At 67.9% G+C, this 16436-nt stretch carries 16 protein-coding genes; 5 read left to right on the plus strand and 11 right to left on the minus strand.

Annotated elements, in window-relative coordinates:
• Both U5760_RS10170 and U5760_RS10175 read left to right on the plus strand, forming a co-directional pair.
• Positions 1-1149 (plus strand): porin, encoded by a 1149-nt coding sequence (locus U5760_RS10170; protein ID WP_322011473.1) that lies wholly within the window; start codon positions 1-3, stop codon positions 1147-1149.
• 187 nt (positions 1150-1336) lie between these two features.
• A complete protein-coding gene (locus U5760_RS10175) occupies positions 1337-1750 on the plus strand; it encodes a DUF6232 family protein (protein ID WP_322011474.1) in 414 nt (137 codons plus the stop codon).
• 38 nt (positions 1751-1788) lie between these two features.
• Here U5760_RS10175 and U5760_RS10180 read toward each other — a convergent pair whose 3' ends face one another.
• A complete protein-coding gene (locus U5760_RS10180) occupies positions 1789-4242 on the minus strand; it encodes a glycogen/starch/alpha-glucan phosphorylase (protein ID WP_322011475.1) in 2454 nt (817 codons plus the stop codon).
• 468 nt (positions 4243-4710) lie between these two features.
• Here U5760_RS10180 and U5760_RS10185 point away from each other — a divergent pair, with 468 nt between their 5' ends.
• Positions 4711-6063, plus strand: a complete 1353-nt coding sequence (locus U5760_RS10185; RefSeq protein ID WP_415914082.1) for an MFS transporter — start codon at positions 4711-4713, stop codon at positions 6061-6063.
• Positions 6064-6143: 80 nt separating this feature from the next.
• Here the strand turns inward: U5760_RS10185 and ltaE are convergent, their stop codons facing one another.
• Together ltaE and U5760_RS10195 are read right to left on the minus strand one after the other, a co-directional pair.
• Positions 6144-7148, minus strand: coding sequence for a low-specificity L-threonine aldolase (ltaE, locus tag U5760_RS10190; RefSeq protein WP_322011477.1), 1005 nt, complete (start codon positions 7146-7148; stop codon positions 6144-6146).
• Positions 7149-7328: 180 nt separating this feature from the next.
• Complete coding sequence (locus tag U5760_RS10195) at positions 7329-8075, minus strand: peptidoglycan DD-metalloendopeptidase family protein (protein WP_322011478.1); 747 nt, start codon at positions 8073-8075, stop codon at positions 7329-7331.
• A gap of 265 nt (positions 8076-8340) precedes the next feature.
• On the opposite strand from U5760_RS10195, the gene U5760_RS10200 reads away from it, so the two are divergent.
• Both U5760_RS10200 and U5760_RS10205 read left to right on the plus strand, forming a co-directional pair.
• Positions 8341-8661, plus strand: a complete 321-nt coding sequence (locus U5760_RS10200; RefSeq protein ID WP_322011479.1) for a hypothetical protein — start codon at positions 8341-8343, stop codon at positions 8659-8661.
• Positions 8662-8796: 135 nt separating this feature from the next.
• Positions 8797-9537: a DUF2968 domain-containing protein gene (locus U5760_RS10205; protein WP_322011480.1), complete on the plus strand. Its 741-nt coding sequence runs from the start codon at positions 8797-8799 to the stop codon at positions 9535-9537.
• Between the two features lie 291 nt (positions 9538-9828).
• On the opposite strand, the gene U5760_RS10210 is transcribed toward U5760_RS10205, so the two are convergent.
• The 8 genes from U5760_RS10210 to U5760_RS10245 all read right to left on the minus strand — a co-directional run bounded on the left by U5760_RS10210 (position 9829) and on the right by U5760_RS10245 (position 16351).
• Complete coding sequence (locus U5760_RS10210) at positions 9829-10155, minus strand: DUF4148 domain-containing protein (RefSeq protein WP_322011482.1); 327 nt, start codon at positions 10153-10155, stop codon at positions 9829-9831.
• 280 nt (positions 10156-10435) lie between these two features.
• Positions 10436-11845, minus strand: coding sequence for an NADP-dependent phosphogluconate dehydrogenase (gndA, locus tag U5760_RS10215; RefSeq protein WP_322011483.1), 1410 nt, complete (start codon positions 11843-11845; stop codon positions 10436-10438).
• Positions 11846-11950: 105 nt separating this feature from the next.
• Positions 11951-12565: a DUF938 domain-containing protein gene (locus U5760_RS10220; RefSeq protein ID WP_322011484.1), complete on the minus strand. Its 615-nt coding sequence runs from the start codon at positions 12563-12565 to the stop codon at positions 11951-11953.
• A 59-nt stretch (positions 12566-12624) separates the two neighbouring features.
• The gene (locus U5760_RS10225; protein WP_322011485.1) at positions 12625-13242 is read right to left on the minus strand and encodes a pyridoxamine 5'-phosphate oxidase family protein; all 618 of its coding nucleotides are present in this window, start codon (positions 13240-13242) and stop codon (positions 12625-12627) included.
• Between the two features lie 84 nt (positions 13243-13326).
• Entirely contained in the window at positions 13327-14190 is an 864-nt protein-coding gene (locus U5760_RS10230) for an NAD-dependent protein deacetylase (protein WP_322011486.1), read from the minus strand.
• A gap of 48 nt (positions 14191-14238) precedes the next feature.
• Positions 14239-14496, minus strand: coding sequence for an oxidoreductase-like domain-containing protein (locus U5760_RS10235; protein WP_322011487.1), 258 nt, complete (start codon positions 14494-14496; stop codon positions 14239-14241).
• A 103-nt stretch (positions 14497-14599) separates the two neighbouring features.
• Complete coding sequence (locus U5760_RS10240; RefSeq protein WP_322011488.1) at positions 14600-15373, minus strand: SDR family oxidoreductase; 774 nt, start codon at positions 15371-15373, stop codon at positions 14600-14602.
• Positions 15374-15433: 60 nt separating this feature from the next.
• The gene (locus U5760_RS10245) at positions 15434-16351 is read right to left on the minus strand and encodes a transporter substrate-binding domain-containing protein (RefSeq protein ID WP_322011489.1); all 918 of its coding nucleotides are present in this window, start codon (positions 16349-16351) and stop codon (positions 15434-15436) included.
• Positions 16352-16436 lie beyond the last annotated feature (85 nt).

A 16436-nucleotide genomic window follows, 5' to 3' on the forward strand; every position in this document is an offset into this window, starting at 1 on the left:
TTGAACAAGAAAATATTGACCACCGCCATTCTTGCCTCGGTCGCGGGCGCAGCACACGCACAAAGCAGCGTCACGCTGTATGGTTTGATTGATGCAGGTATCAGCTACAACAGCCACATCAAGAACGCCACGGGCGGCAGCAGCAGCCAATGGAGCTACGGCGACGGCGTTGCACAAGGCAGCCGCTGGGGCCTGCGCGGCGCCGAAGATCTGGGCGGCGGCCTGAAGGCGATCTTCGTGCTCGAAAGCGGCTTCAACAGCGGCAACGGCACGCTGGGTCAAGGTGGCGCGCTGTTCGGCCGTCAAGCTTACGTGGGCCTCACGAAGGACACGATCGGCTCGCTCACGCTCGGTCGCCAGTACTCGTTCAGCACCGACTTCCTCGGCGGCAACTACTCGATCGGCGGCAACACGGTCGCCGGCAACTACGCCTACCACTTCAACGACATCGACCAGCTCACGTCGAGCCGCATCAACAACTCGGTCAAGTTCACGAGCGTCAACTTCTCGGGCCTGACGTTCGGCGGCCTGTATGGCTTCTCGAACACGACCTCGTTCGCGGGCGCACCGACCACGGCCTCGACGGCTTCGTCGCGTGCCTACAGCTTCGGCGCGAACTACGGCTACGGCCCGTTCGGCCTCGGCGCCGCGTACACGGACATCCGCTATCCGGGCGCAGCGACGCCCGCCTTCACGACGACCATCGCGGGCATCGGCGGCGCGCTGCTCGACCTGCGCACGTTCGGCGTCGGCGGCCGTTACGTCTCCGGCCCGGCCACGGTCTTCGCGCTGTGGACGAACACGCTGCTCTCGCAGCTCGCCGCTTCGTCGTACCTGTACAACGCGTACGAAGTGGGCGGCAAGTGGGCCTTCACGCCGGCTCTCTCGGGTCAGCTCGGCTACACGTACTCGCGCGCTTCGGGCCTCTTCGGCGCGCACTGGAACCAGATCGACGCCGCCGTCGACTACGCGCTCAGCAAGCGCACCGACGTCTACCTGCTCGCCGTCTACCAGGACGCATCGGGCACGTACAAGGGCCAGCCGGTCCAGGCGCAGATTGGCGACTCGAACTCGAGCATCTTCCAGCCCTCGGGCTCGGGCTCGCAGAACCAGGTCGCCGTGCGCGTCGGTTTCCGCACCAAGTTCTAAGAACGAAGCGGCCGACAATACCAAAAAGCGGCCGCGGCGCCTGCCCGCAAGGGCGGCGCCACTGCGAACGGGACCTCCTCGCGGATGTCCCGTTTTTCTTTATGGCCCGGCTGCGACACCATGCTGCCGGGCGCATCGCGCGCGCTTCTGGTACGCTGCGCCCTTTCCCCTCGCAGCACTCGAATCGATGGAACTCCCCTTCAACGAAGCTGGCGTCTCGGTCACGCGCACCGCATTGTCGGTCGCGGGCCAGGTCTTCGCGTTGCGCGACATCGAAGATGTCGAGGTCGTCAGCGGACGCCGCAACCGGCTTTTGCCCGTCACGCTCTGCGTGCTCGGCGTGGCGCTCGGCATCTGGGGCGGCGTGTCCGGATCGGGGGCGGGGCTCATTTGCGGGGCGATGCTGTTCGTGGTCGGGCTCATCGCGTGGTTCACGCAGGACGCGCCGCACCGCCTGATCGTCGTGGTGGGCGGCGAGCGCCGCGAAGCGCTCACGAGCGCCGACCGCGGCTTCGCGGAACGCGTCGAGGCCGTCATCCGCCTTGCCATGGCGGGCCGCGGCGAGGGCGCCGCTCGCGCGACGCCAGCGCCCGGACCCTGACGCTGCCCCGGCTCAGGCTCGGCCGGGCGACGGCGCCGTCAACCCATATCGATCGGCTTCACGTGCCAGATATCGCGCGCGTATTCGGCAATTGCCCGATCCGACGAAAACGGTCCCATGCCCGCCACGTTCTCGATCGCGCTCGCGGTCCATGACGACACGTCCGTGAAGCGACGGTCGACAGCTTCCTGGGCTTCGAGAAACGCGGCGAAATCGGCCAGCACGAGGTAGTGGTCGCCCCAGTCCACGAGCGTGTGGAAGATGTCGGTGAAGCGCGCGGGGTCGCCTGCCGAAAAAAAGCCCGTGCGGATCTGGTCGAGCGCCGTGCGCAGTTCCGCGTTTTCCTCGTAGATCTGGCGCGGCCGATAGCCCGAGGCGCGCAGCGCATCCACCTGGTCGGACGTGTGGCCGAAGATGAAAATGTGCTCCGGCCCGACGGCTTCGCAGATCTCGATGTTCGCGCCGTCGAGGGTGCCCATCGTCAACGCGCCGTTGAGCGCCAGCTTCATGTTGCCGGTGCCCGAGGCCTCGGTGCCCGCCGTCGAGATCTGCTCGGAGAGATCGGCCGCGGGAATCAGCACTTCGGCCACGCTCACGCCGTAGTTCGGCACGAACACCACCTTGAGCCGGTCGCCCACCAGCGGGTCGTTGTTCACCTTCACGGCCACGTCGTTGATGAGCTTGATGATCGTCTTGGCCATGCGGTAGGCGGACGCCGCCTTGCCCGCGAACACCACCACGCGCGGCACCCAGTCGCGCTGCGGATTCTCGCGGATGCGGTTGTAGCGCACGATCACGTGCAGCACGTTGAGCAGTTGCCGCTTGTATTCGTGAATGCGCTTGACCTGCATGTCGAAGAGCGCATCCGGATTGACGACGATACCGGCGCGCTGCGCGATGCGCTGGGCGAGGCGCACCTTGTTGCTGCGCCTGGCGGCGCGAAAGGCGGCTTCGAACGAAGCGTCGCCGCGCAGCTTGCGCAGGCCGTGGAGCTCGATCAAGTCGCGGCGCCAGTTCGTGCCCACGCTTTCGTCGATCAGGCGCGCGAGCGGCGGATTCGCCTGCGCGAGCCAGCGGCGCGGCGTGATGCCGTTCGTGACGTTGGTGAAGCGGTCGGGAAAGAGACGCGCGAAGTCGGCGAAGATATCGCGCTGCATGAGCTGCGAATGCAGCTTCGAAACGCCGTTGACCTTATGGCTCGCCACGATCGCGAGATAGGCCATGCGCACGCGGCGCTGCCCGTATTCGTCCACGAGCGAGACGCGGCGGATCTGGTCGAGATCGTGCGCGCCCTTGTCGCTCGCCTCGCGCAGGAAGGCCGCATTGATGTCGAAGATGATTTCGAGGTGGCGCGGCAGCAGGCGCGCCAATAGTTCGACGTCCCAGGTTTCCAGCGCTTCCGGCATGAGCGTGTGATTGGTGTACGAGAACACCCGGTTCACGTGCCGCATGGCCTCGTCCCACGGCAGGCCGTGGACGTCCACGAGAAGGCGCATCAGCTCGGGCACCGCCAGCACCGGGTGCGTGTCGTTCAGGTGCACCGCGACCTTGTCGGAGAAGCGGCCGAACGTGCTGTGCGTGCGCAGGTAGCGGCGGATCAGATCCTGCATGGTCGCCGAAACGAAGAAGTATTCCTGGCGCAGTCGCAGCTCGCGCCCGGCCATGGTCGAATCGTCGGGATAAAGCAGGCGCGAGACGTTCTCCGAGATGTTGCGCGCCTCCACCGCGCGCTGATAGTCGCCCTGATTGAAGGCGGAAAGGTCGAGTTCTTCGTCCGCGCGCGCGGACCACAGGCGCAGCGTGTTGGTCGCGCTGGTGGCGTAGCCGGGGATCACGGTGTCGTAGGCCATCGCGTTGACGTGCTGCGTGTCGATCCATTCCACGCGGCCGTCGCGCTGAACCGTGCGGCCGCCGAAGCGCACGGGATACTGCACCTCCGGCCGCGGGAACTCCCACGGGTTGCCGGCGTGCAGCCAGTAGTCGGGCGCTTCGACCTGCTCGCCGTCCACGATCTGCTGCCGGAACATGCCGTAGTCGTAGCGGATGCCGTAGCCGAAGCCCGGAATGCCGAGCGTCGCCATCGAATCGAGAAAGCAGGCGGCGAGGCGCCCGAGGCCGCCGTTGCCGAGCGCGGCGTCCGGTTCGAAGTCGATCACCGACTCCATGTCGACGCCCACGTCGGCCAGCGCCTCCTTCATCTGATCGTAGATGCCGAGCGCGAGCAGCGCGTTGGAAAACGTGCGGCCAATCAGAAACTCCATCGAGAGGTAATAGACGCGTTTGACGTCCTGGTCGTACTGGCGGCGCGTGGTGACCATCCACCGCTCGACCAGCCGGTCGCGCACCGCGAGCGCCGCGGCGTGCAGCCAGTCCTGCGGACGGGCCGTGACGGCGTCCTTGCCGACGCCATACATCAGGCGGTTGGAAATGGAACGGCGCAGCGCCTCGGCGCTGCTCTTTAGCTGATCGAATTCCAGACCTACTGCTGTCATCGAAGACTCCTGAAAGCACGGGCGTGCGCGGCGGCACGCCAGACCACGAAGGCAGATCAGTTTGCAGAGTAGGACATTTTCACGCCGCCTGTTCGTGCCGGTTGCTGCGCTGCGCCATCGGAGGGGCCATCGCGGCGCGACCTCCCCAACGGCGCTGACGACGCCGCCTGCGGCGGCCAGGCGGCACATGCCGGTGCCTGCCGGGGTTGGCCGTTAGTTGCGTTAAGAGAACTCGCGCGAGGCGACGATCGCCCATCGCACCGTGCCGCGCAGGCTTACATTTGGCTCACGCGCGGAGCCTCGCGCTGCACGAACGGCTGTGCTCTGCAACAATTCACCCACCGGCGCCGCGCACACCGGCCGCACGCCATTTGCATCGCCCTCGCCATTCCCTTTTTGCCGCCCGAGACCGCCTTGTCCGAAACCACGTCCGCGACCCGCGGCGACACGCCCCCCGCCGACGCGCCGATGTCCGCGAAGAACCGCCGGGCGATGGCCGCGGTGATGCTCGCCGTTGCGCTCGCCACGCTCGACACCGCCATCGCCAACACCGCCCTGCCCGCGATCGCCACCGACCTGCACGCGGCGCCCGCGGCTTCGGTGTGGATCATCAACGCCTATCAGCTCGCGATGGTGGCTACGCTGCTGCCGCTCGCCGCGCTCGGCGACATCATCGGACACCGCCGCATCTATCTGAGCGGCCTCGCAATCTTCACCGTGGCCTCGCTCGCGTGCGCGCTCGCGCCGACGCTTGGCGCGCTCGCCGCCGCGCGCGTGCTGCAGGGCCTCGGCGCCAGCGCGATCATGAGCGTCAACACCGCGCTGATCCGCTTTCTCTATCCGCCGCATCAACTCGGACGCGGGCTCGGCGCCAACGCGCTCGTGGTGGGCGTCTCGTTCGCGGTCGGGCCGACCATGGCCTCGCTGATCCTCTCGGCAGGAACGTGGCCCTGGCTCTTCGCGATCAACGTGCCGCTCGGCGTGATCGCGCTCGTCTTCGCGCTGCCCGCGCTGCCGCACACGTCCACGGGCAAGCATGCGTTCGACCCCGTTGCGGCAGTGCTCAACGTGATCACGTTCGCCGCGCTGATCTTCGCGCTCGGGGAATCGGCACAGCGTGCGCCCGCGACCGAAGTGCTGATCGCCGCGGCCATCGCGCTCGTTTTCGGCGCGCTCCTGATCCGGCGCGAAGCGGGCCATCCCGCGCCCATGCTGCCCGTCGATCTCTTCAAGCGGCCCGTGTTCGCGCTTTCGGCGCTCACGGCGGTCTGCTCGTTCGCCGCGCAGGGTCTGGCCTTCGTCTCGCTGCCGTTCTATTTCGAAACGGTGCTCATGCGCAGCCAGGTGGAGACCGGCTTTCTCATGACGCCCTGGCCCGTGGTGGTCGCGGCCGCCGCGCCGATCGCCGGGCGTCTCTCCGACCGCTATCCGCCGGGGCTGCTGGGCGCGATCGGGCTGGCGATCCTCTCGGCCGGCATGGCCTCGCTCGCGCTGATGCAGCCGCACCCGAGCGTGCAGGCCATCGTCTGGCGCATGGCGCTGTGCGGCGCGGGCTTCGGCTTTTTCCAGTCGCCCAATCTGCGCGCCATCATGTCGAGCGCGCCGCCCGAGCGCAGCGGCGGGGCGAGCGGCATCGTCGCCACGGCGCGGCTCATCGGGCAGACCACGGGCGCGGCGCTCGTCGCGCTGTGCTTCGGGCTGGTGGGGCGTCACGGGCCGACGCTGGCGCTCACGCTCGGCGCGATATTCGCGGGTGCGGCAAGCGTGGCGAGCGGCATGCGGCTGTTCGCGCCGTCGCATCGGTCGGGACGCGGCGCGTAGGCGGCGCAGGAAAAGGACGGGACGCGTGGCAGCGTCCCGCTATCTATGTGCCGGGCTCGCGCGTGCGGGCCCAGGCGACTTCAACGCGCGAAATACGCCTTCACGGCCGCGACGAAGGTGTCGATATCGGCGGCCGATACGTCGAGATGCGTCACGAAGCGCGACGCGTACAACATCTGCGTGAGGATGCCGCGCTCCTTGAGCCAGGCTTCGAGCGGCGCGCAATCCGCCTGCGGGAACTGGGCGAACACCATGTTCGTGGCCTGCGAGCTCACCTTCACCTGGTCGATCTGCGCGAGCCCGGCGGCAAGGCGCGCGGCGTTCGCGTGATCGTCGGCGAGACGGGCGACGTTGTGGTCGAGCGCGTAGAGACACGCCTCCGCCAGCACACCCGCCTGGCGCATGCCGCCGCCCAGCACCTTGCGCCAGCGATGCGCCGAATCGATCAGCGCGCGGCTGCCCACCAGCACCGAACCCACCGGCGCGCCCAGGCCCTTCGAGAAACAGACGGACACGCTGTCGAAGCCCTCGGCCAGCGTCTTCAGCGACTGGCCCGAGGCGACGGCTGCGTTGAACACGCGCGCGCCGTCCAGGTGCGTGGAGAGCCCGCGAGTGCGGGCAAGCTGCGTCGCCTCGGCCACGTAGGCCGCGGACAGCACCTTGCCGCCTATCGTGTTCTCCAGCGCGAGCAGGCGCGTGCGCGCGAAGTGGTCGTCGAGCGGCTTGATCGCGGCGGCAATGCGCTCGAGCGGAATCGAGCCGTCTTCGGCGTTGTCGAGCGGCTGCGGCTGGATGCTGCCGAGCACGGCCGCCCCGCCGCCCTCGTATTTATAGGTGTGCGCGAGCTGGCCGACGATGTACTCGTCGCCGCGGCCGCAGTGGGCCATGAGCGCGGCCAGGTTGCTCTGCGTGCCGCTCGGGAAGAACAGGCCCGCTTCCTTGCCCGCTTCTTCGGCAAGGCGCGCCTGCAGGCGCAGCACGGTGGGGTCGTCGCCCCAGACGTCGTCGCCGGTTTCGGCGCGGGTCATGGCGGCCAGCATCTCCTGGCTCGGGCGGGTGACGGTGTCGCTACGCAGATCGATCATGCGATGGGTTCCTCGGGTTGGGCAGCCGGGCGCGGCGGCGCGGCAAGGCACCGGGCCGCCGCCTTGAGCAGCAAGGCGGCGTGGAAACCATCCAGTTTATTAGTTTCGATCGGCGCCCGCAGCTATCGGGACGGACGCCGGCGGGGCCAATGTGAGGCGATCCGGGCCGGCGCCTCGCCCCTAGCGCGGCAGCAACGGCAGCGGATCGACCGGCTTGCCGCCGCTGCGCACTTCGAACTGCACGCCGGTCACGCCGTGCGAGTCGGTGCCCATCTCGGCAATGGGCTGGCCCTGCGTGACGGCGTCGTCTTCCTTCACGAGCAGCTTGCTGTTGTGGCCGTAGGCGGTCACCACCGCATCGTTGTGCTTGATGATGACGAGCGGCCCATAGGCCTCGATGCCCGTGCCCGCATAGACCACGCGGCCCGCAGCGGCGGCCTTCACCGGCTCGCCGATCTGGCCGCCGATCAGGATGCCGGTGGACTTGCCCGGCACGAACTTCTGCAGCACCGGCCCGTACGCAGGCCAGGCGAGCGTGACCTCGGAGACGACCGGCGCGGGCATCGCGACGCCCGCGGCGGCCGGCGCCCCGTTCGGTGTGGAAGGCGGCACGCCCGAAGGCGCGAAGCTGGGCGGCGGCGCCACGCGCAGCACCTGGCCCGGCACCACCGAAGCGCTGGCCGGCAGCTGGTTCCAGCTGGCGATGTCCTGCGGCCGCTGGCCGAAGGCATTGGCGATACGGCCGAGCGTATCGCCGGGGTTCACGCGGTAGTAGCCGGCGGGTACGCCGCCGTTGGAGGTCGAGACGGGCGTACCCGTCGATTCGCCCGACCAGGGGGTGATCGTGCAGGCGCTCGCGAGGAGCGTCAGGGCGGCCGCAGCCGCCAGTCCCGCCGTTGCGCCCGGGTTTCGCCGGAGTCGATTCATCGTGCTGATCCTCGCTGGTTCCTCGCTCTGTACGGGGAAGTGCTGTGTACATGCGCCGGTCTGCAGGCATTCGCATTCGTTCGCAACCTGCCGTGGAGAGGCCGGAAATGGCGAACGGCCCCCATTATATCGTCCGGGGCCGACGGCCCTCCGCAAGGCGCCCCGCATTCACTTCTGGCGGGGCTCGCCTATACTGGCTCCTGCTTCTTCAGAAAAATGACGACTGGCCTCTCGCTGCAGCCCCACGTCCGTGAGGAATCCGAGGATGAACAAAGCCACTTTCCTTTCCGTGCAGCTCAATGTCGAAGACATCGCAGCGTCGCCCGGCCTCGTCGAATTGTTGAACAACCATCTTGTCTTTGCCGCCGACGTGGCCGAAGCCGCCGACGAACTGGTGCAGCACGCCAGCGTCGCGCGCCTTTCGAGCGGCGTCGAGGCGACCGTCGAAATTCCGGCCGTGGTGATCGAGCGCCTGCGCGACGCGCTCGATACGCTGAGCGGCTATGACGAAACCTGGCTGTTCGCGCTCGAGCCCGGCCGTGCACTCTTCGACGACATCGCACGCCGGCCGCGCCTGTTGCACTGAGCGCAGCAAGGCCAGCCCGGAGCGGACGGCGCCCGCCGGCCCCGCCTGCCCCGTTCTGACTGCACGTCCCCGCTCGCGGGCCGCCGGTTCACGGCGGCCCGCCGGGCGCTTGCGTGCCATTCTGGGGGTATCGCCGTGAAAACATTCCTGAACCGCCGTCATGCCGCGCTTTCGGGCGGCCCTTCGCATCTCGTCGCGGTTTCGCGCGAGACGCATCCTGCAGGCGCCATGCCCGCCGGTCCTGTGGTGGAAGACACGTCGCACGAAGAGCTCGAAGCCGATGGCGCCAGTTCGCCGCGCGCGGTGCCGACGCTGCGCGCCGTGCCGGTCGTGCCGTCGCAACTGAACGGCCGCCCGGTGCAGGTTGCCGATGGCGCGGCATTCGAAGCGCTCGCCGGCGCCGACGAACTCACGACCTTCCGCGTGTTCCGCAGCTTCGATTACACGGTGAGCCTGTTTTTCCATGCGCGCACGCTGAACTACTACGTGGCGCTGCATCAGGACGGCGCGCTCTGGCGCGCGCTGAAGGCCGCCGACGTGGATGCCGCCAGCGCCGCCTTCCATCATCTGGAAGAACAGGCGACGCGCCTCGTCGACGGCGAAACGCGCCGCGCCTGGCTGATCGCCCAGAACGAACAGCTCGTGCGGCAGATCGAGGAATCGGAGGCACAAGCCGAGCGGCTGCGCGCGGACCTGCAACGGCATACCGAGCAGGAGCACCGCGTGACGGGCCGCCAGCACCAGGTGCGCAAGGAGGTCGCGCAGCTGGAGGCGCAGCGCATCGCCGCCCAGGCGCAGCTGAACAAGGCGCACCGCGCGATCCATCAGCTCAGCACGACGAGCAACGAAGGCGTGCCGCATCTGCCGGGACGCTGAAGCGGCGGATGCCCGGCCCAGACCGGCCGGGCGCACAAACGAAAAAGCGCGGACCGGTTCTGGACCGGGCCGCGCTCGACTGCGTACTGCGGGTATAGCCACTTCTACTGCCACCTCTCGTACTGCAACCGCTTTGCCTGCTTCTGCACTGCAACTTCTACTGCTGCTACTGCGTGAATCAACAACTCACACTGCAACCACAATTGCCACGTCAACATCCACTTCCACTGCGCTTTCCACTGCCTGTACTGCTACTGCCGACTACCAACCAAACGGCCTGGTGGTCGAAACTTAGTGGCCGAAATACACCGACTGCTGCGGAGCGATATGCGCCGGTTGCACCGCGCCGCCCGACTCCGAGGTGCCCGCCGTGGGGGCGCCGTAGCCGCTGGTCTCGCCGCTGGCGAGCTGTTCTGCGCTCACGCGGGCCTGTGCGGCTTGCAGGTTTTCCGGGTAATTGATCTGGTCGCCCGACGGGTTGTAGCCCGCCTTTTCAAGCTGGACGAGTTCCGCGCGAACCTGCGCACGGGTCAGGCCTTGTTCGCTCGACTGGGCAAACGAGATTGCCGGGACGGCAAGAGCGGCGGCAACGACAACGGCGGAAATGAGCTTGTTCATGATCGGACCTCCATCTGTTTTATTTCCGCTTCGAACACCGTGTTCGTCAGCGGTTGACTCAAGCATAGGCGGCCGATTGATTTAGGGAAAACCCTAATAAGAAAAAACACCGTTACGGATTTTGCAATAAAAAAGGTGAGCCCTCTGAGCTCACCTTTCGATTCCTACAATGACCGCAACGACAGTGCGGTCATTTGCCCGATGCAGCTTCGGGCCGCCGTCAGGCCGGGCCGCGTCAGGCCGGGCCGCGTCAGGCCGAGCCGCGTCAGGTCGAGCCGCGTCAGGCCCAGTCGGCGTGGAAGCTGCCGGGCTTGTCGATGCGCTCGAACGTGTGCGCGCCGAAGAAGTCGCGCTGTGCCTGCACGAGGTTCGCCGGCAGGCGCTCCGAGCGGTAGCCGTCGAAGTACGCGATCGCCGAGGAAAACGCCGGCACCGGCACGCCCGCCGACACCGCCTGAATCACCACTTCGCGCAGCGCCACCTGGTAGTTCGCGGCGATGTCGCGGAAATAGGGGTCGAGCAGGAGATTGTCCAGCTTCGGGTCGCGGGCGTAGGCGTCCATGATCTTCTGCAGGAAGCGCGCGCGGATGATGCAGCCCGCGCGGAAGATCTTCGCGATGGTGCCGTACTGCAGGTCCCACTTGTACTCGTCGGAGGCGGCGCGCAGTTGCGCGAAACCCTGTGCGTACGAAATCACCTTGCTGAAATAGAGCGCGCGCCGCACGGCTTCGATGAACGCCGTGCGCTCGCCCGTGAAGGACTGGTGTGCCGGGCCCGAAAGCACCTTGCTAGCCGCCACGCGCTGCGTCTTGAGCGACGAGAGCACGCGCGCAAACACGGATTCGGTGATGAGCGGCAGCGGCACGCCCAGATCCAGCGCGTTCTGGCTCGTCCACTTGCCGGTGCCCTTCTGCGCGGCGCGGTCGAGGATCACGTCCACGAGGTCCTTGCCGGTTTCCGGGTCCTTCTTGCCGAAAATCTTCGAGGTGATTTCGATCAGGTAGCTGTCGAGCTCGCCCTGGTTCCACTCGGTATAGACCTTGCCCAATTCCTCGTTGGAGAGGCCCAGCACCTGCTTGAGCACCGCATAACTTTCGGCGATCAGCTGCATGTCGCCGTACTCGATGCCGTTGTGCACCATCTTCACGTAGTGGCCCGCGCCGTCCGGGCCCATGTACGCCACGCACGGCGCGCCGTCCGGCGCCTTGGCGGCGATTTCGGTGAGGATCGGCGCAACCAGATCGTAAGCATCGCGCGGGCCGCCCGGCATGATCGAAGGACCCTTGAGCGCGCCTTCCTCGCCGCCCGAAACCCCCGTGCCGATGAAGTGCAGGCCCGCCTTCGCGAGTTCCTGATTGCGGCGGATGGTGTCGGTGAAATGCGTGTTGCCGCCGTCGATCAGGATGTCGCCCTGATCCAGCAGCGGTTTGAGCGAGGCGATGGTGTCGTCGGTGGCCTCGCCCGCCTTCACCATCATCAGGATGCGGCGCGGCTTTTCCAGCGACTCGACGAACGCTTCGAGCGTGTAGGTCGGCACGAGCTTGCGGTCGGGGAATTCAGCGATCAGCTCGTCGGTTTTCTCGCGGCTGCGGTTGAACACCGACACCGCATGGCCCCGGCTCTCGATGTTGAGCGCCAGATTGCGGCCCATCACGGCCAGACCTACCACGCCGATTGGCTGTTTGCTCATGTTGTTTCTCCACTTCAATAAGACGGCGACGCCCTCGGCGCCGATCGTGCAAGGATAAGGGAAACGCTCGTGCGATGCGCTAAGGCACGCACACCGCGTCCGGATTCAACGCTTTCGGAAGACCAGGGTGAAGTTGTTCGCCGGCATCGCCACGCGCGCCTCGCAGACCAGACCTTGCGCTTGCGCCAACGCCTCCACGGCTTCCATGTCGCGCACGCCCCATGCCGGATCGCGTGCGCGCAGGTCGGCATCGAACGCTTCGTTGCTCAGCGCCGTATGCGCGCCGCCGCGCCGGTACGGACCGTAGGTCGCGAGCACGCCGCCCGCCGGCAGCCGCGCACCCGCGCCTTGCATGAGCGCCGCGGCCGCTTCCCACGGGGCGATGTGGATCATGTTGATGCAGACGAGCGCGTCGAAGACTTCGATGGGCCACGGCTCGCGCAGCACGTCGAGGTCGAGCGGCGCGAGCAGGTTCGCGAGGCCCGCATGCGCGCGCCATGCTTCGATCGAGGCCCGCGCGCGCGGATCGGCATCGCTCGGCTGCCAGACGAGGTCCGGCAGCGCGGCGGCGAAATGCGCCGCATGCTGGCCGGTGCCGCTCGCGATCTCCAGCACCGTGCCGCGCGCGGGCAGCACGCCGCGCAGCACGTCGAGGATGGGTGCTGCGTTGCGCCCGGCGGCGGGCGCGTTCAGGCGCTGGCTGGATTGCGGGTCGTTCATCGTGCTCGTTGTCTTTGCGCCAGAGGTTGCGGTTGCGTTCGAGGCTGCGTTCGGCGGATTCAATAGAGACTGTTCTTGATGCGCTCGGCAAGGCCGGCTTCGTAGGTTTCGGCGTCGAAGCTCTCGCCGTATTGCTCCACATTGATGCGGCGAAGCATGGTGCCCGCGCTCGGCAGCGCCGAGCGCTCCACATGGTGCGACGCATCCCACAGGTGCGAGCGCACGATCGCCTTCGAGCAGTGGAAATACACGCTCTCCACGTCGATCACGAGCACCGAGCGCGGCGGCTTGTCGTCCACGGCGAAGGCCGCCAGCAGCGCGGGATCGTCGGAGAGGCGCCCGCGCCCGTTCACGCGCAGCGTTTCGCCGACGCCCGGCACCATGAAGAGCAGGCCCACGTGCGGCGCGGCCACCACGTTGCGCAGGCTGTCGACGCGATTGTTGCCGGGACGGTCCGGCAGCGCGAGCGTGCGTTCGTCGAGGATCCGCACGAAGCCCGGCGCGTCGCCGCGCGGCGAGCAGTCGAGCCCCTCGGCGCTGCCCGTCGCGAGCACCACGAAAGGCGAAAGCTCGATGAAGCGGCGATAGTCCTCGTTGATATAGTCGATCTCCTTGCGCACCGCGCGTTCGTGCGGCGTGCCGTAGCGGGCTTCGAGTTCTGCGATCGTGGTCAGCATGGGGGCTTCCTGTGGGCTTGGGCTTTGGGCGCGTAGCTGGCATCTGACTGGCGTGGCCCGGCGTGCTGCCGATGGCCGGCCGCGTCAGGCGCCCAAGCGCCGGACCAGCGCTTCGAGCGTGGCGGCGCAAGGCGCTTCGACTTTCAGTGCGAGGAGCGGGTCGGCACGGGTGCGCCCGAGGTTCACGGCCGCGACAGGCTTGCCGCGCTGCTGCGCCCACGCGCAGAAACGATACCCCGAATACACCATCAACGACGACCCCACCACGAGCACCGCATCCGCTGCATCGAGCGCGGCCGACGCTTCAGCCACCCGCTCGCGCGGCACATTCTCGCCGAAGAACACCACCGAAGGCTTGAGCATGCCGCCGCACGCCGTGCAGACCGGCACCGCGAACGGCAGGCTGCCGTCGAAGTCGAGATGGGCGTCGCCGTCGGCGGCGGGCTCCGCAATCGCACCCGCGATATCCGGATTGTTTTCCTCCAGCAGCGGCTGCAGCGATGCGCGCGTGTACTGGGCGCCGCAATCGAGACAATGGACATGGCCGATGCTGCCGTGCAGCTCGATCACGCCGTGGCTGCCCGCGCGCTGATGCAGCCCGTCCACGTTCTGCGTGACGAGCGCGCGCACGTAACCCGCGGTTTCGAGCCGCGCGAGCGCGCGATGCGCGCCGTTGGGCTGCGCGAGGCCCACGGTCGGCCAGCCCAGCATGCTGCGTGCCCAGTAGCGGCGGCGCCAGGCCTGCGAGCCGAGAAATTCCTGCAGCGTGATGGGCGGCGAACGCTTCCAGGCGCCGTTTTCGTCGCGATAACCGGGGATGCCCGAGTCGGTGCTGATGCCCGCGCCCGTGAGCACGAAGAGGCGCGGATGGCGCTCGACGAAAGCTTGCAGCGCGTCGAGCGCCGCGGGGTCGAGCGCGGGAGCGTTGAGCAGGGCGGAGTCGGTCATGGGACTGGGCGGAGGACGTTTGGGACCGGGGGACGTGGCGGGTTGCATTCAGCGCGGAGTTTTGCCCGCGGGCCTGGCGCGTGCTTCCCCATCCGCCTCCTCCGCCGGTCGATGCGCGGCGGCTGCCTCGCGCCGCGCGGCTTCGCGCGCCTCCCACGCAGCAAGATCGGCGCGCCAGCGATCCAGCTCCTCGGCGTAGTAGTCGAAGATGCACGGGTCGCAGCCGCTGCCGCAGCAGGCGTTGCTGTCGGGCCGCTCGGGCGGTTCGGGGCGGGGGTCGTCTTCGGGGGGCGGGGGGAAAGGCATGAGCGCGGGTGCCGTGGCGGATCGGCCATCAGTATACGAAACCTCGCGAGATAGCGCCGGGCCCCGCGAAGCCCGCATCCGGTACAACCGCGCCGCGTCCCGCTCAGCCGCGCCCGACGAACGGCATCCTGGTCGCCATGAGGGTCATGAACTGCACGTTGGCGGCGAGCGGCAACTGGGCCATGTGCAGCACCGCATCCGCCACCAGTTCGACGTCCATGAGCGGTTCGACGGCGATCTCGCCATTCGCCTGCGGCACGCCCCGCGCCATGCGCTCGGCCATCTCGGTCGCCGCGTTGCCGATGTCGATCTGCCCGCACGCGATGTCGTAGCGCCGCCCGTCGAGCGACACCGATTTCGTGAGCCCGGTGATGGCGTGCTTCGTGGCGGTGTACGCAATGCTGTGCGGCCGCGGCGCGTGCGCCGAAATCGACCCGTTGTTGATGATGCGCCCGCCGCGCGGCGTCTGCCGCTTCATCAGCCCGAATGCCGCGCGCGTGCAAAGGAACACACCCGTGAGGTTCGTATCGACCACGGCGCGCCAGTCGGCCACGTCGATCTCGTCGATGTCCACCGGCGGCGCGTTGCGCCCCGCGTTGTTGAACAGCAGGTCGAGACGGCCGTATTGCGCGCGGACGGTCTCGAAGAGTGCCTCGACGGAAGCGGCATCGCTCACGTCGCACGGCACGGCGAGCGCCGTCTGGCCCGCCGCCGCGGCCTCGGCCGCCAGTGCCTGCAACGGTTCGGCGCGCCGCCCCGCCAGCACCACCGTAAAGCCGTTCGCGAGCAGCCGGCGCGCACAGGCTCGCCCGATGCCGCTGCCCGCGCCCGTGACGAGCGCGATTCTGGCGGCAGCGGCAGTCTGTGGTTCGTTCATGATGAAAGTCCTTGCGCGCGGTTTGCGCGCAGTTTGCGGGCAGTTTTGACGGCCGGCCGCTCAGTCGAGCGGCCGGTCGTTCGGATTGGCGAACAGCGCCTTCAGCGGCGCCGACATCGGCATCTGCAGATTGACGCCCGTCGGCGGGATGGGGGTTTCGAACCAGCGCTGGTAAAGCGTATCCGCTTCGCCCGAGCGCTGCAGCTTCGCGACGACGTTGTCGGCGAGATGTTTGAAGTCGTCGTCGCCGCGCCGGAACATGCAGGCATACACCTCCGACGAAACCGGCTTGCCCACGATCGCGTAGTCGCGCGAGTCGTTGCCGTCGCGGCCCGATGCGAGCGCGCCGTAGAGCAGCGGCTCGTCCATCACGAACGCGGCGGCGCGGCCCGTCTTCACTTCGTCGAACGACGCCGCGTGCGTCTTCGCGACGATGATGCGCATGTTCATCCCGCGCTCCAGGTTCCAGCGGCGCAAAAGCCGCTCCTCCGAGGTGCCCGTGGTGGTGACGACCGTGTGCCCCGCGAGATCCTCGAACTCCTTGACGGGCGAGCCGCGTTTGACCAGCATGCGCACGCCATACACGAAGATGCTGTTGGAAAACGCCACCTCGGCGTCGCGCTCGCGGGTATGCGTGGTGGTGCTGCACTCCAGATCGACGCTGCCGTTCTGCACGAGCTGAATGCGGTCCTGGGCCGTGACGGGCACCTCGCGCACCTGGAGCCCGGGCAGGCCGAGCGTCGTGCGCACGGCATCGACGATGCGCAGCGCAACGTCCTGCGAATAGCCGGTGGCATGCTCGCCGTCGGCGAAGTACGAGAACGGCACGGCGGCCTCGCGCACGCCCAGCACGATCGTGCCGGTGTCGCGAATCTTGCGCAGCGTGGCGCTTTCGAGTTCGTCGGCGGATGCCGCGGACGCCGCCGACGCGCAGGCGCAGACCACGGCCAAAAGGCTCGCTATTGCGGACCGGTTCAAACCACGTCCCCCCGGGTTGTTGCGGGCGCTGCGCCGTGCGGGCGCCCGTGCTTGCGTCACTGCTTGCTCCATTCTAAGGGCAGCG

It is taken from the genome of Paraburkholderia sp. J12, assembly GCF_905220215.1.
Taxonomy (GTDB): Bacteria; Pseudomonadota; Gammaproteobacteria; order Burkholderiales; family Burkholderiaceae; genus Paraburkholderia.

What these genes read in the sequence shown, in the direction of transcription:
- U5760_RS10175 (WP_322011474.1), top strand. Translation starts at nt 1,337, where the DNA reads ATGGAACTCCCCTTCAACGAAGCTGGCGTCTCGGTCACGCGCACCGCA.
- U5760_RS10180 (WP_322011475.1), bottom strand. Translation starts at nt 4,242, where the DNA reads ATGACAGCAGTAGGTCTGGAATTCGATCAGCTAAAGAGCAGCGCCGAG.
- U5760_RS10185 (WP_415914082.1), top strand. Translation starts at nt 4,711, where the DNA reads ATGTCCGCGAAGAACCGCCGGGCGATGGCCGCGGTGATGCTCGCCGTT.
- ltaE (WP_322011477.1), bottom strand. Translation starts at nt 7,148, where the DNA reads ATGATCGATCTGCGTAGCGACACCGTCACCCGCCCGAGCCAGGAGATG.
- U5760_RS10195 (WP_322011478.1), bottom strand. Translation starts at nt 8,075, where the DNA reads ATGAATCGACTCCGGCGAAACCCGGGCGCAACGGCGGGACTGGCGGCT.
- U5760_RS10200 (WP_322011479.1), top strand. Translation starts at nt 8,341, where the DNA reads ATGAACAAAGCCACTTTCCTTTCCGTGCAGCTCAATGTCGAAGACATC.
- U5760_RS10210 (WP_322011482.1), bottom strand. Translation starts at nt 10,155, where the DNA reads ATGAACAAGCTCATTTCCGCCGTTGTCGTTGCCGCCGCTCTTGCCGTC.
- gndA (WP_322011483.1), bottom strand. Translation starts at nt 11,845, where the DNA reads ATGAGCAAACAGCCAATCGGCGTGGTAGGTCTGGCCGTGATGGGCCGC.
- U5760_RS10220 (WP_322011484.1), bottom strand. Translation starts at nt 12,565, where the DNA reads ATGAACGACCCGCAATCCAGCCAGCGCCTGAACGCGCCCGCCGCCGGG.
- U5760_RS10225 (WP_322011485.1), bottom strand. Translation starts at nt 13,242, where the DNA reads ATGCTGACCACGATCGCAGAACTCGAAGCCCGCTACGGCACGCCGCAC.
- U5760_RS10230 (WP_322011486.1), bottom strand. Translation starts at nt 14,190, where the DNA reads ATGACCGACTCCGCCCTGCTCAACGCTCCCGCGCTCGACCCCGCGGCG.
- U5760_RS10235 (WP_322011487.1), bottom strand. Translation starts at nt 14,496, where the DNA reads ATGCCTTTCCCCCCGCCCCCCGAAGACGACCCCCGCCCCGAACCGCCC.
- U5760_RS10240 (WP_322011488.1), bottom strand. Translation starts at nt 15,373, where the DNA reads ATGAACGAACCACAGACTGCCGCTGCCGCCAGAATCGCGCTCGTCACG.